Annotated in this window: 14 protein-coding genes; 5 read left to right on the top strand and 9 right to left on the bottom strand. The window is 66.4% G+C overall.

Translation table 11 applies throughout. The features are described from left to right. Nucleotides 1-338 precede the first annotated feature (338 nt). The 5 genes from AB0L58_RS16695 to AB0L58_RS16675 all read right to left on the bottom strand — a co-directional run bounded on the left by AB0L58_RS16695 (nt 339) and on the right by AB0L58_RS16675 (nt 5,460). A complete protein-coding gene (locus AB0L58_RS16695) occupies nt 339-1,454 on the bottom strand; it encodes an acyl-CoA dehydrogenase family protein (protein ID WP_364387352.1) in 1,116 nt (371 codons plus the stop codon). Beyond that, nucleotides 1,454-1,924, bottom strand: coding sequence for a VOC family protein (locus tag AB0L58_RS16690; RefSeq protein ID WP_364387350.1), 471 nt, complete (start codon nt 1,922-1,924; stop codon nt 1,454-1,456). Before AB0L58_RS16690 ends, AB0L58_RS16695 begins: the two co-directional genes overlap by 1 nt. Nucleotides 1,925-1,944: 20 nt before the next feature. Further along, entirely contained in the window at nt 1,945-3,144 is a 1,200-nt protein-coding gene (locus AB0L58_RS16685; RefSeq protein ID WP_364387348.1) for a cytochrome P450, read from the bottom strand. A 347-nt stretch (nt 3,145-3,491) separates the two neighbouring features. Next, nucleotides 3,492-4,724 (bottom strand): CoA transferase, encoded by a 1,233-nt coding sequence (locus AB0L58_RS16680; protein WP_364387346.1) that lies wholly within the window; start codon nt 4,722-4,724, stop codon nt 3,492-3,494. A 76-nt stretch (nt 4,725-4,800) separates the two neighbouring features. Continuing rightward, nucleotides 4,801-5,460: a TetR/AcrR family transcriptional regulator gene (locus AB0L58_RS16675; protein ID WP_364387344.1), complete on the bottom strand. Its 660-nt coding sequence runs from the start codon at nt 5,458-5,460 to the stop codon at nt 4,801-4,803. 84 nt (nt 5,461-5,544) lie between these two features. On the opposite strand from AB0L58_RS16675, the gene AB0L58_RS16670 reads away from it, so the two are divergent. From AB0L58_RS16670 to AB0L58_RS16650, 5 genes are all read left to right on the top strand, one after another. After that, nucleotides 5,545-6,564 (top strand): phosphotransferase family protein, encoded by a 1,020-nt coding sequence (locus AB0L58_RS16670; protein WP_364387342.1) that lies wholly within the window; start codon nt 5,545-5,547, stop codon nt 6,562-6,564. A gap of 17 nt (nt 6,565-6,581) precedes the next feature. Beyond that, nucleotides 6,582-7,901, top strand: a complete 1,320-nt coding sequence (locus AB0L58_RS16665) for an acyl-CoA dehydrogenase family protein (protein WP_364387340.1) — start codon at nt 6,582-6,584, stop codon at nt 7,899-7,901. Then, the gene (locus tag AB0L58_RS16660; RefSeq protein ID WP_063039187.1) at nt 7,898-8,644 is read left to right on the top strand and encodes a glucose 1-dehydrogenase; all 747 of its coding nucleotides are present in this window, start codon (nt 7,898-7,900) and stop codon (nt 8,642-8,644) included. Before AB0L58_RS16665 ends, AB0L58_RS16660 begins: the two co-directional genes overlap by 4 nt. Before the next feature lie 79 nt (nt 8,645-8,723). After that, nucleotides 8,724-9,317 (top strand): isochorismatase family protein, encoded by a 594-nt coding sequence (locus AB0L58_RS16655; RefSeq protein ID WP_364387337.1) that lies wholly within the window; start codon nt 8,724-8,726, stop codon nt 9,315-9,317. Next, nucleotides 9,314-9,523 carry a hypothetical protein gene (locus AB0L58_RS16650; RefSeq protein WP_364387335.1) on the top strand — a complete coding sequence of 70 codons (210 nt, stop codon included), beginning with the start codon at nt 9,314-9,316 and terminating at the stop codon, nt 9,521-9,523. The genes AB0L58_RS16655 and AB0L58_RS16650 overlap by 4 nt, the downstream gene beginning before the upstream one ends. A gap of 121 nt (nt 9,524-9,644) precedes the next feature. Here AB0L58_RS16650 and AB0L58_RS16645 read toward each other — a convergent pair whose 3' ends face one another. The 4 genes from AB0L58_RS16645 to AB0L58_RS16630 all read right to left on the bottom strand — a co-directional run bounded on the left by AB0L58_RS16645 (nt 9,645) and on the right by AB0L58_RS16630 (nt 13,075). Further along, on the bottom strand, nt 9,645-10,670 hold the full coding sequence (locus tag AB0L58_RS16645) for a phosphotransferase family protein (RefSeq protein WP_364387333.1): 1,026 nt from the start codon (nt 10,668-10,670) through the stop codon (nt 9,645-9,647). A gap of 260 nt (nt 10,671-10,930) precedes the next feature. Further along, on the bottom strand, nt 10,931-11,245 hold the full coding sequence (locus tag AB0L58_RS16640) for an enoyl-CoA hydratase-related protein (RefSeq protein WP_364387331.1): 315 nt from the start codon (nt 11,243-11,245) through the stop codon (nt 10,931-10,933). Further along, nucleotides 11,242-12,753 (bottom strand): long-chain fatty acid--CoA ligase, encoded by a 1,512-nt coding sequence (locus AB0L58_RS16635; protein WP_364387329.1) that lies wholly within the window; start codon nt 12,751-12,753, stop codon nt 11,242-11,244. The genes AB0L58_RS16640 and AB0L58_RS16635 overlap by 4 nt, the downstream gene beginning before the upstream one ends. Before the next feature lie 10 nt (nt 12,754-12,763). Beyond that, on the bottom strand, nt 12,764-13,075 hold the full coding sequence (locus AB0L58_RS16630) for a hypothetical protein (protein ID WP_364387327.1): 312 nt from the start codon (nt 13,073-13,075) through the stop codon (nt 12,764-12,766). Nucleotides 13,076-13,197: the final 122 nt, after the last annotated feature.

Here is a 13,197-nt window from a genome sequence, read left to right as displayed (position 1 = left end):
CACCGTCGAGATAAGAGTACACTGATTTATTGGACCGAACAGACAACCGGGGAGCCTGATAGATCACATCCGTGCCGTGAACATGCAGATGTCGGCTCCAGAATTCCCCCCTGCCACATGATTCGAGCATTGTTCAGTCAACAGCAACACCGGGTCGAATGGCGGCGAACTGATGCGATACACCAACGCGCTATCGTTCAGCGATCTATTTCAGGGCACCGATATGGCGCGCGACCGATCATCGCGCCGATGCTTGCCTGCGAGTCGCCACGAGAAGACTTGGCACAGTGCGGATTCCGGGCCGGACGAACGCCGTCGACATCTCCGACCCGGACCGCTCAGATTCCGACGAGGTCGGCCAGCCGCGCCCGATGCAAAGCCGGGCCGCCGAACAGTTGCTCGGACGACTTCGCCCGCTTCAGATACAGGTGCGCGTCATGCTCCCAGGTGTATCCGATGCCGCCGTGGATCTGGATGTTCTCCTTGGCCGCATGGGTGCCGACCTGCGAGCAGTAGGCCGCTGCCAATGCCGCGGCCGTCGACAGTTCGGTCGAACCGGCGGACGCGACGGTCGCGGCATGGTAGGCGGCCGAGCGGGCGGCCTCGACCTCGAGCAGCATGTCCGCGCACTTGTGTTTGACGGCCTGGAACGAGCCGATCGGCCGGTCGAACTGAACCCGGATTTTGGCGTATTCGACCGCGGCGTCCAGACATGCCTGTGCCACACCGACCTGCTCGGCGGCCAGCCCCACGACCGCGAGATCGAGCACGCCCTGCAGGTACGCCGACGCATCGGTCGGTGGGCTGATCCGTTGCGCCACAGCGTCGTTCAGGTCGATTCTGGCCAGCCGGCGGGTCGGATCGAGTGTCTCCAACCGGGTTCTGGTCACCCCGGCCGCAGTTCCGTCCACGGCGAACAGTCCGATCCCGGACTCGCCGTTCGCCGCCACCAGCAGCAGGTCTGCGGTGTCGCCGTCGACGACGAACATTTTGGTACCGGACAGGGTCCATGCCTCGCCCGCCCGCGTCGCCACAGTGGTGACGTCCGCGAGCCGCCACGAGCCGCTCTCCTCGGCCAGCGCAAGTGTCGCGGTCAGCGACCCGTCCGCGAGCGCGGGCAGCCAGCGCGCCTCGGCCGCCTCGTCACCGCAAGTGGCGAGCGCCTGACCGGCGAGTGCGACCGTCGCGAAATACGGCGACGGCAGCAACGCCCGCCCCATCTCCTCGAGCACGATGCCCAGCTCGACCGGTCCGCCGCCGGAACCGCCGTACTCCTGCGGCAGTGCCAGGCCGTGCAGGCCGAGTTGCTCGGCCATCTGCTGCCACACCGCAGGATCGTGGCCCGGGTCGGTTTCCATCCAGTGCCGCACCGCCGCGCTCGGCGATTTGTCCGCCAAGAAACGGCGTACGGTGGCGCGGAGTTCTTCCTGCTCCGCCGTAAATGAAAAGGCCATCACCGCGGCAACTTCGAGCGCAGGTAGACGTCGAAATCCGGCATCCGCGACCGATCGACGATCTCGAGCCGCACACCCGAAGGCGACAGGTGATAGGCGAAGATCGACGGCTGGCCGTCGACCACCGCGCAGGCCTCGAAGGCGAAACCCGCCGCCGCCAACCGCTTCGATGTGGTCGCGACGTCATCGCAGAAGTAACCGAGATGGTGCGTCGCGACGTGCGGCGGCGCAGCTGTCCACGGTGTTCCCGGAATCTCCTGCACCAGTTCGATGTGCGGGGCGTCGAGCGAATATGTGAAACTCAGCTGCATCACCCGCTCGCAGTCGGCCAGCCGGACCGGCACTTCGGCGGTCTGGGTCGCGGTCCACCGGTAGCCCGCGAGCGCGGTCATCCGCACTTTCCATTCCTCGATGTCCGGCACCACGATCCCGGTGTGATAGAGATCCGCGGCGCGGAGTATTTGTGTCACAGGGGAAATCGTCATGGCGGTCACCACTCCAATCGCAGCGATTGGATGCCGTACATGTTGCCGTGCTGCGACAGATCCTGTCCGGCCACGATCCGATACTCCAGAATCCGCTTGTGCCACTCCTCGACCGCGACATTCAGCTCCAAGCGCGCCAGATGCGAGCCGAGGCAACGGTGCGGACCCGAGCCGAAGGCGATGTGGTTGGTCGCGGTGCGATGCAGATCCACCTCCAGCGGATTCTCGAACCGCTCGGGATCGCGATTCGTGACCGCCAACGGCAGCATCACCATCTCGCCCGCCTTGACGGGGCAGCCGCCGATCTCGGTGTCCTGCACAGCTTTCCGCGCGGGCACCACGAACGAGTAGACGCGCAGGATCTCCTCGACGCTCGTCGCGATCAGCGACGGGTCGGCAATAATCGCTTCGCGCTGCTCCGGATGGGTCGCGAAGTGATAGAGGGCCCAGCCGATGGAGATCGGTACCGTATCGAAGCCCGCCTGGAACAGCAGAATGCAGAATGCGTGCATATCCGCATCGCTGATCGGCTCGCCATCGATCTCGTAATCCAGTGCACGCGAGAGCAGATCGTCGCGCGGGTCCGCGCGCCGCAGTGCGATCTGCTCGTCGAAGTAGTCCGACACGGCCCGCATCGCGGCAAGCTGTCGGGTTCCCTCCGGATCCTCGTCGTAGGGCAGGTGCAGCATGTCGTGCACCCAGTCCAGGAAGATGGGCAGATCCGCCTCGGGCAGGCCGACCAGCCGCATGAAGATGATGGTCGGGAACCGGCGGGCGAATTCGTCCAGGACATCGGCACTGCCGCTGTCCTTCAGCTGATCGATCAGCTCGATCGCGACCTGTCGGATCTCCTCCTCACGAGCGGCGATGGTCTTCGGGGAGAAGTCGTTGCCGAGCAGTCGCCGCCATTTCGTGTGCACGGGCGGATCGAGCATCTCCGGAATCCACAGGAAACGGGGATTCGGCTCGAGCGCGGTCACCGAGGTATTCGAGAAGGTTCGCCAGTCCTGCAGCGCCTCCTGCACCGCCCGGCCGTCCGTGACGACCCAGTACCCGCGCGCGATGGTGCTGCGGAATCCGGAATGGGTGCGGGCGATTTCATCCCATCGCTGCTGATGACTCAGGACCGGACCGCCGAGCCGGTTGTCGAAGTGATACGCGGGGACACCTTCATAGGTGCCCTCGGGCTCGAGCGCAATGCTCATCGCTGATCCTCTCTGGAAGGCCGTCGCGCCGGGCGCTGTATTCGCGCCTCCGCGGGCCGGTGGGCGTTGCGGCCGCACCCGTGCCGCGTCGCAGCCTCGTAGTACGTCATGCGCATGCCATGACCTGGCATGCCTCGACTCGTCGTGCTGGTCCAATATACCGGCTAGTCCTTATTTCGTAACCTCTTTTGCCTTCGCTTCGACGAAGCCTTGCTCGTCAATCTCTGGAAAAACTCACAATTAGCAGCCTATTTGATGGCCGATACGAGTAGGTGGGAATCCCATGGGATGGACGTTCAGCTTGAAAGAGGACACTTTCCTTCCGCATGCCTGCGATGCGGAAGCGACTAGGTGACCGCGCCGTCGATCTTCAGCGCGATCAGCTCCTCCTCGGTGAGACCGATCTCGAGCAGGACCTCGTCGGTGTGTTCGGCGAATTGCGGTGCCCGTGTAAGAGTTACCGGCGTCTCGTCGAACTGGACCGGGTTGGCGACCAGTTCACGGTCGACCCCATCGGCATCGACGACCGAGGCGATCAGATCGTTGGCACGCAGCGATGGATCCTGACCGACCTCCCACGCGTTCTGCACTGCCGCCCACTGTCCCTCGCCGCCGCCGAGGATCTCGACCCACTCGGCGAACGGACGCGCCGCGATGATCTCGGCGACGAGTTCGGCGGCCTGCCCCGCATTGGCCATCAGCTTCTCGGTGTTGTCGAAGCGCTCGTCGACGGCCAATTCCTCGCGACCGGCCAGCCGGCAGAACTCGGGCCAGTAGCGGCCGGGCTGCAGCATCGACAATTCGAGCCACCGCTGGTCCGAGGTGCGGTACGCCCCGATGAGCGGATTCGCGGCCGAACCGTGCCGCGGCGGCGGATTCACCGGCAGCGGACCGCCGTTCATCAATGCGAGATTGACCGTGAACTGCGTGGCCCAGGCGCCGACGCCGAGCAGCGAGACGTCCACCACCGACGGCTCCCCCGTCATTTTTCGCGAGTAGAGCGCAGCCGCTATACCGCCGGCAATGGTCATGCCACCGATCGAATCGCCGTAGGCGCCCGCGGGCATCCGGGTCATCCGGTCGGCGCCGGGCGGGGTCACCCCGGCCGCGCTGCCGCCGCGCGCCCAGAATGCCGTGCTGTCGTAGCCACCCTTGGTCGCCTCCGCGCCGCGCACACCGAAGCCGCTGCCCCGCACGTAGATGATGTCCGGATTGATCGCGCGCACGTCCTCGAGATCGATCCGCAATTTCGCTCGCGCCTCCGGCAGGAAGTTCGTGAGGAATACGTCGCTGCTGCGGATCAACTCCTCCAACACCCGGCGCGCGGCCGGCTTCTCCAGGGCGAGACCGACGCTGCGTTTGCCTCGGTTCGGTCCCTCCATGATCGGGAAGAACGACGACCCGGCACTGTTCGCCTCGTAGCCGAGCACCCGGACCAGTCCGCGCTGGGCATCACCGCGCTCCGCGTGCTCGATCTTGATCACGTCGGCGCCCCAGTCTGCGAGCACCGCACCCGCCGCCGGCACGAAGGTGAATTGCGCGACCTCGAGTACGCGTACGCCCTGCATCGGTTTGTGCATCGAACCAGCTCCTCTTAGCGTCGATAGTTGAAGAAGAGTATCCGCTATTCAATGGACACCACAAGGTTGTGCAGGGTCAGACCGCATCGGTCACCCCTGGTTTCGGTGCCACGATCCAGGCCACGAGATGCTCGACATCCGCGGCCGTCGGCACCTGTTCGGTCCACAGGAACTGCTCCATGACGGCGAAGATCGCACAGGCGGCGACCAGGGCGTCACGGTCCGGATCCGCGCTCCCACCCGCACCGAGCGGCACCGCGAGCAGTTCGGCGATCCGGCGGCGCAACTCGACACCCCCGAAGGCCGACCGGCCGTCACGGGAGGTATTCCGCAGCACTGCGCGGGTCGTCGCGGCCACCTCGGGATCGGCCGCCTGCTTGAAAACCACCTGAATACAGGCCCTGACCTGGTCGACCGGGTCGGTGTGCCGCGCGCAGCGGCGACGGATACGGCCGAGCAACCGCCTGGCCCCGTCGTCGGCGATCGCTGCCATGAGATCGTCCTTGCTCCGGAACGCCCGGTAGAAGGCGTCGTTGGAAACCCTTGCCCGGCGCACGATCTCGACGATTCGCGGATTCCCGTTCGGATCGGCCCGCATCAGCTCCATGCCCGCGTCGAGCAGGCGGCGCACCTCATCCCGCGCGGTCGCGTACCGATCCCCCGTACGCCGCCGCACCGCGCGGGCCACCAGGGATTCGCCGCCGACCGAGTCGTCCTCGATGTATGGACTCGTCATGTAAAAGAGTGTACTGTTCGGTTATCGATTCACAAGAATCGTTTTCTTGCACGGTGGTATGACGTTCTGTCGAACGGAGTGGGTATGGCCGACGGGTCACAGGTGGTGGGACCGAAGGTCGGTGTTGCCGATCCCGCCGATATCGCGCGTCGCGCGGCCGCGGCGATCGGCCGTCCACTGCACGACCTGACGCAACTGACCGGCGGCACCTCCAGCCTCACCTATTCGGCGGTGACCGACGAGCGGGTTCGCGTCGTGGTCAAGGTCGCCCCGCCGGGTCTCGAACCAGTCCGGAACCGGGATGTACTGCGCCAAGCCCACGCACTGACCGCGCTCGCCGGGGTGCCCGACGTAGCCGTGCCGGAACTGCTCGGTTCCGACATCGGCGCGCCGCCGGAGGTCCCGCCGCTGTTCGTCATGTCCTTCGCGGACGGCGAAGGGCACGAACCCCGCCATAGCGCGCTCGAGCGTCGTCCCGCACCGAACGAGGTGCGCGCGCGGGCCGCCGCGGCCGCCCGCATGCTGGCGGCCCTGCACACGGTCGGTCCCACCGAATTGGGCATCGACGAGCCAACGGTCACCCTCGGCGCCGAGGTCGAGCGGTGGCAGCGGGCGTTCGCCACCTGTGCGCTCGAACCGGATGCGGAACTCGACGAAATCAAGTGCCGGAAACTGCTCGCCGCCGCGGTTCCGAAGCCGCTGCCGCCCGCGCTCCTGCACGGCGACTGGCGGCTGGGCAATATGCAGTGCGTCGGTACCGAGATCCGGGCGGTGATCGACTGGGAGATCTGGTCGGTCGGCGATCCGCGCCTGGACCTGGCGTGGCTGCGACTGATGTCCGATCCCGCCCATCCGACGGCCGTCGCGCCCGCGGCTCCGACACTCGAACCCGACGAACTGCTCGCCGTGTACGAGGCGGCCAGCGGCGCGCCGGTGACGGATCTCGGCTGGTTCGACGCCCTGGTCCGCTACAAACAGGCCGCCGCATCCGCGCTGCTGGTCAAGAACGCCGAGCGCCGCGGCCAGGTCATCGAGCGGGTGGAGCGGATGCGCCACGGCATCCCGCCGCTGCTCATGGCCGCCCGCACCTACCTCACCCACTGATCCCTTCCGGAGGACCGATGCTGGATTTCACGATCGAACCCGAGTTCCAGGCCAAGCTGGACTGGGCCGCGGAGTTCGTGCGCAAGGAGGTCGAGCCGCTCGACCTGCTGTTCCCGCACGGCGGCGACCCGTACGACACCGGTAACGAGAAGGCCCGCGCGATCCTGCGGCCGTTGCAGGAGCAGGTCCGGGCGCAGGGCCTGTGGGCCTGCCACCTCGGCCCCGAATTGGGCGGGCCGGGCTACGGTCAGGTCAAGCTCGCCTACCTCAACGAGATCCTCGGCCGGTCCTATTGGGCGCCAACGGTTTTCGGCACTGCTGCACCGGACACCGGCAATGCCGAGATCCTGGCCATGTTCGGCACCGAGGAACAGAAGGCCCGCTACCTGCAGCCGCTGCTCGACGGCGAGATCGTCTCCACCTTCTCTATGACCGAACCGCAGGCGGGCGCCGACCCGAAGGAGTTCGTCTGTCGCGCATGGCGCGACGGGGACGAGTGGGTGATCGACGGCGAGAAGTGGTTCTCCTCCAACGCCCGGTACGCGTCATTCCTCATCGTCATGGCCGTCACCGATCCGGACGCGCCACCGCACACCCGCATGTCGATGCTGATCGTGCCCGCCGAGACGCCCGGCATCGAGATCAAGCGCAATGTCGGCACCATGGATGAACGCGACTCCCTCGACGAGGGCATCCACGGCTACATCCGCTACCACCAGGTCCGGGTCCCACTCGACGCCATGCTCGGCGCACCCGGCGAGGGTTTCAAGGTCGCCCAGGCCCGCCTCGGTGGCGGCCGCGTCCATCACGCCATGCGCACCGTGGGCAAATGCACTCGAGCCTTCGACATGATGTGCGAGCGCGCGATCTCCCGCCGCACCCAGGGCACCCTGCTCGCCGATAAGCAGGCCGTACAGCAGTTCATCGCGGACTCCTGGATCGAATTGCAGCAGTACCGATTGCTGGTGCTGAACACTGCCTGGATCATCGACACCCAGCCGCACGGCGCCGCCCGCACGCAGATCGCGATGTGCAAGGTCGCCATGGCCAAGGTGCTGCACGACATCATCCAGCGCGCGCTGCACCTGCACGGCTCACTCGGCACCACCAATGAGCTGCCGCTGGCGAAGTGGTGGATGGCCGCCCCGAATCTCGCCCTGGCCGATGGCCCGACCGAGGTGCACCGCACGACGGTCGCCAAGCAGATGTTGAAGAAGTATCGGTCCGCCGAGGGACTGTTCCCCAGCGAACATATCCCGCCGAAGCTCGAGGAGGCGCGAAAGCGCTACGCGCACATCATCAATGACGACAGCCTCAGCGGCGGGGTGAACGCATGACGGCGCAGCTTTTCGATCTGACCGGCAAGGTCGCGCTGGTCACCGGTGGCAGCCGGGGCCTCGGCCTGGAAATGGTGCGCGCCTTCGCCGCCGCGGGCGCGGATGTGGTGATCACCAGCCGCAAACTCGACGCCTGCGAGGTCGCCGCCAAGGAAGTTCGCGAGCTGGGTCGGCGCGCCCTGCCCTTCGCCGCGCACGTCGGCCACTGGGACGACCTCGGCCGACTCACCGACGCGGCCTACGAGGAGTTCGGCAAGGTCGACATCCTGGTCAATAATGCGGGTATGTCGCCGCTGGCGCCGTCCTCGGAGGAGACCAGCGAAGAGCTGTTCGACAAGGTGATCGGGGTCAATTTCAAGGGCCCGTTCCGGCTCGCGTCGCTGATCGGGCGGCGGATGGCCGACGGCGACGGCGGCTCGATCATCAATATCTCCTCCTCGGGGGCACTGCTGCCGCAACCACGATTCGGCCCTTACGCCGGAGCCAAGGCCGCACTGAATGTGCTGACCACCGTCTTCGCTCAGGAGTACGGGCCGAAGGTGCGGGTCAACACCATCTCGGCGGGGCCGTTCCTCACCGATATCTCCAAGGCCTGGGCGGAGGAGAAGCGACACATCACCCGCAGTGCACTCGGCAGGCCCGGTAAGCCGGAGGAGATCATCAGCACCGCGCTGTACCTCGCCAGCGACGCTTCCAGCTACACCACCGACGCACTGATCCGGGTGGACGGCGGATTGTACTGAGGGCCGACCCGATTGCACGAAAGCGCAATTGGCATTCTCAGTGGAGAATAATGTCGATCTTGGACCGAAAGGCGATCTCATGCCATTGACCGAAATAGATGCGCACACGGCGCTGGTCGTCGTCGACCTGCAGGATGCGGTGGTGGCGCTGCCGACCGTGCACTCCGCGAAGTCGATTGTCGAGCAGTCGATCCGGCTGGCCGACGCGTTCCGGGAACGCAACCTCCCGGTCGTGATCGTGACGGCGGCCGGTGTCGCGCCAGGCCGCACCGAGGCGAGCCGCGCTCGCGCAGCGGGCGGACAGTCCAGCTCGGCGGCCGCGAGTTCGGCGGCCGAGGCCGTTGCCCTGCTGTCCGAGTTGGGGCCGGGTGACCACACCGTGGTCAAACGGGTCTGGGGCGCGTTCCACGATCCCACGCTCGCGGGGTGGCTGCGCGAGCGCGAGGTCACCCAGGTCGTCGTGACCGGGATCGCCACCAGCATGGGCGTGGAATCGACCGCGCGTGGCGCGCACGAATACGGTTTCAACGTCACCATTGCCACCGATGCCGTGACCGATCTGGATCAGGAAGATCACGACTACGTACTGCGCAAGGTATTTCCCAAGATCGCGGAAACCGGTACCACCGACGAGATACTTGCCCTATTGGACAGGTCGACGATCGACGCATGAACGTCGCCGAGACCGTGGTCTGGACCCAAGCTCCAAACGATTGGCATGTCCAAGTCCATGAGAGTCTGCCGAAGACAATGCGACGGCGCGTTTTTCAACCACTCGTGCTCGGCTTTGGCTTCGGCAAGTTCCCTCGCCTGCTGCCGGTAATCGACCCGGGCATCACGCCGCCGATATTCACGCCGCTGCTCGAGCGCGGCCGATAACCGCGAACTCGGGATCGGTATTCACACGATATTCCCCGGCGAGCCGACCAACACCACCGAGCCGCGTCCCGCACTGCATACCGCTGTGCGGTACCGGCAAGCCCGCGGCTGAGCTTCGGCATCAGCCCAGCAGTTCCATCGCCTCATCGAGCAATACCGGCAACGCGGGCAGCATGCGTTGGTGCATGTCGTTCCACTGGCCGGACTTGCGGCCGCGTTTGATCAGCAAGGCGGTCGCGGCGGACTCCTTGTATTTGGTCAGCGCCTCGAACCAGGGCAGGTCGAGCAGGGCGGCGCCGCGCGCCTCCTGGTAGGCGTCGACCAGTTCCGCCTTGCCCGGCATGCCGGTCGGCTCATCGGATACCGATGCCGGATGCGCGGCATCGTCGGTGAAGAAGGTCAGCCAGCTCACGTCGATCCGGGGGTCGCCGAGGGACCAGATTTCCCAGTCGATGATCGAGGTGATGTGATCCGCTTCGCATAGCGTGTTGCCGAGCCGGTAGTCACCGTGGGTGAAGACCGGTGTCATGGCGGCGGGCGCGGTGGTGTGCAGGCGGTCCGCGATCGCTTCGTATCCGGTGCGCAGATCGTCCGATACGGTGGTGAAAGCCCTTGTCCAGCGGTCGATCTCAGCGCCGAGGGAAACCACCGGCTCGGTCTCGAGCGCGGTGCGCGCCGGGTTCACTCGATGCAGATCGGCGAGCATTCCGGCCGCGTGGAATGCGCGGGCCCGCACCTGGTCAGCGGGCACCGTGCCGCGCGGCACGAGCACCGGTTCGACGCAGGTGCCGGGCACCAGGTCCATGACGATGAACGGCGGAACCGTCGGTGGTGCGCCCGCATCGTGGAACAGGACCTTCGGCACCCGCACCCCGGGCCGATCCGCCAGTGCTTCCATGATTCGGGCTTGGCGTAGGACATCTCGGTTGCGGACCGGCGCAAGACCGGGAGGTGCTACCTTCAGCACGACGCGCTCGTATCCGGCTGGTGCACAAGATAATTCGGCCACATATGTCAGGCTCGACGTTCCGCCGGTGAGTGGTTCGACACCCACTACCGTCGCGGCGGGTGCCCAACCGCGGACCGCGACAGCGGTGCGCGCGGTCAGCTCCTGCACCAACTGCGAACTATTCGCGACAACGCTCATGCTCACTCACCCTTGCCATTTCGTCGGTACGATCGGCGAACCATATGTGCCGGCCCCGGTTTCAGCACCACTGCTCGCGACGATCTCGTTCGCATCCATGCAATGCTCTTGGGCGAGGAAGCGTTTCGCGCCCGGTACGGTGGCGATCAGATCGCAGGTGCCCTCCGAACGGATGCGCACACCCTTGTATCGGCGATACGATCGGCCGATCATTTCCGCACTGCTCACTCCGGAACCGGAGCAAGCGCTGTCCTCACGACTCATGCAACCGGATCGCCCGGCACACGCAACGCCTGGGCGGTCTGCGCGCGCTGCTCTCCGGTGAAGAATCCGTGGTGCAGTTCGCTTTCCACCGCGATGTAGTCCGCCGGCTCGGTGCGTTCGGCCAGTTGGAGATTCGCCTTCAGGATCCGCAGGGCGGCGCGCCTGCGCGCCGCGGGTTCGCGCACCAAATCGGCGACCTCGTGGTCGAATTCGTCATCGGGAAACACCCGGGAGACGAATCCGATGGCACGGACCTCGTCCGCGCGCACCCATGCGACGCGCCCCTCGATCGTGATGTCGAAAGTGCTCACCCCGCGGTCGGCTGACGATCGGCCGTCAGCGCCGCGGCGATATCCCGGCGCACCAGCTTGCCGGTCGCGGTACGCGGCAGTTCCGGCCAGTACGTGATGCGATCGGGAGTCTTGGAGCCGCGCAATGTCTTTCGCACCTGCGCGCGCAGTTGTTCGGCGTCGACGTCCACCCCGCTGCGCAGGACGACAACGGCCTCGATTCGCTGACCCCACTCCTCGTCGACCACACCGACGACGACCGCGTCGAGCACATCCGGATGCCGCAGCAGGACGTCCTCGATCTCGGCGGGCGCGATATTCTCCGCGCCGCGGATGATGGTGTCGTCGACCCGGCCCTCGATGTAGAGGTAGCCGTCGGCATCCACGTGGCCGTGGTCGCGGGTGTTGAAGAAACCCCGCTCGTCGACCGAGGCACCATGCCCGGCGTATTCGCCCGAGACCTGCTCGCCACGCACCCAGATCTGGCCCGGCTCCCCCGCCTCGGCGAGCGCACCGGATTCGGCGCGCACCTCGAGCTCGATACCTGGCACCGGCCGACCGGCCGAGCCGATGCGGGCACGCATCGCGGGATCATCGCTGGCGACCGCCGCGCGATGCTCGTCAGGCCCGAGCACCGAGATCGTGGACGAGGTCTCGGTCAACCCGTAGGCATTGACGAAATCGACGTGCGGCCACTCCCGCAGCGCGGTCTCGATCACCCGCACCGGCATCTTCGCGCCGCCGTAGGCGAGCGAACGCAATGACGGGACCGAGCGGTCGAGCCCGTCGCCGTCCATGATCCGGGCGAGCATGGTCGGAACCACCATCGCATTTGAAATCCGCTGCTCGCGTACGAGTTCGAGCCAATGCTGCGGCGTGAACTGTTCGAGGGTGAGCACCCGACGCCCGGCATACAGGTTCGTCAAAACGTTGGACACGGCCGCGATGTGATACGGCGGCACGCTCATCAGCGCCGCCTCGTCGGCGTCCGCGCCCGCGAATTCCACCGTGCCGAGCACATACGACACCAAGTTGTGGTGCCGCAGGACCACACCCTTCGGCGCGGATGTCGTGCCGCTGGTGTAGATCAAAACCGCGGGTGTTTCGGGCGCGGGCGCAACCTCGTCACCCTCGTCGACACCGGCATCCGCCGCGGTAGCCAACCACTCGTGCGGGCTCCGCACCGACAGCCCCGCCCGGCGCAAGGCCCCGGCCTGCTCGGGATCGGCGACACCGAATGCGCGTGGATGATTCGCCAACAATGCGTCCAGTTGCTCCGCGCCGAGGCGGTAGTTCACCGGCACCAGCGGCACACCCGCCTGGGCCGCCGCGAACAGCGCGACCGGGAAGGCCGGACCGTTGACGGCGAGGTACACGATCGCGTCGGCACCCGCCGCGCGGACCACCCGCGCCCCACCGGCGGCCAGTTCACGCAAGCGCGCCGGTGTCAGTCCATCGGCCGTCCGCCCGACCACGATTCGGTCGCCGAAACCGTCGGCGGCCATATCCAACAGCATCGCTACGTTCATCGATGCGCTCTCAGTCCGAGGCCGGCAGCGGCTTGGCGTTCTTCAGCGGCAACGCGACACCGTTCACCGCCAGCGTGCCCTGCCCCGCCTTGGTGCAGAGCAGTTCCACACCGAGTTCCTCGTCGGCGTAGCGCTTGCCCAGCTGCGAACCGCCCAGCTGCTCGGGATCGGCGGTGCCGGCGGGGATGGCATCGGGGCCCTTCGGATCGACCATCGCCGCTCCGCCACAGGTGATCTCCAGATCGGCCTGCGGAGCGCGCACGACGATGACCGTCGTCGTGTCGACCGTGCTGGCGAGCGTCTGCCCCACGCGTGGCTTCATCGAAACTTCCTCCGTGGATCTCGTCGTGCCATCTCGCCCCGACCGCCGTCGTCACGAACACATCCGGACAACCGAGACCAGAGAAGAGTATACGACTTATCTAGAATACGCAGCAGCCCAAG

It is taken from the genome of Nocardia sp. NPDC052112, from assembly GCF_040680135.1.
Taxonomy (GTDB): domain Bacteria; phylum Actinomycetota; class Actinomycetes; order Mycobacteriales; family Mycobacteriaceae; genus Nocardia.
Note: the sequence above shows the minus strand (reverse complement) of the source record. Positions and strands in the feature narration are given on the sequence as shown.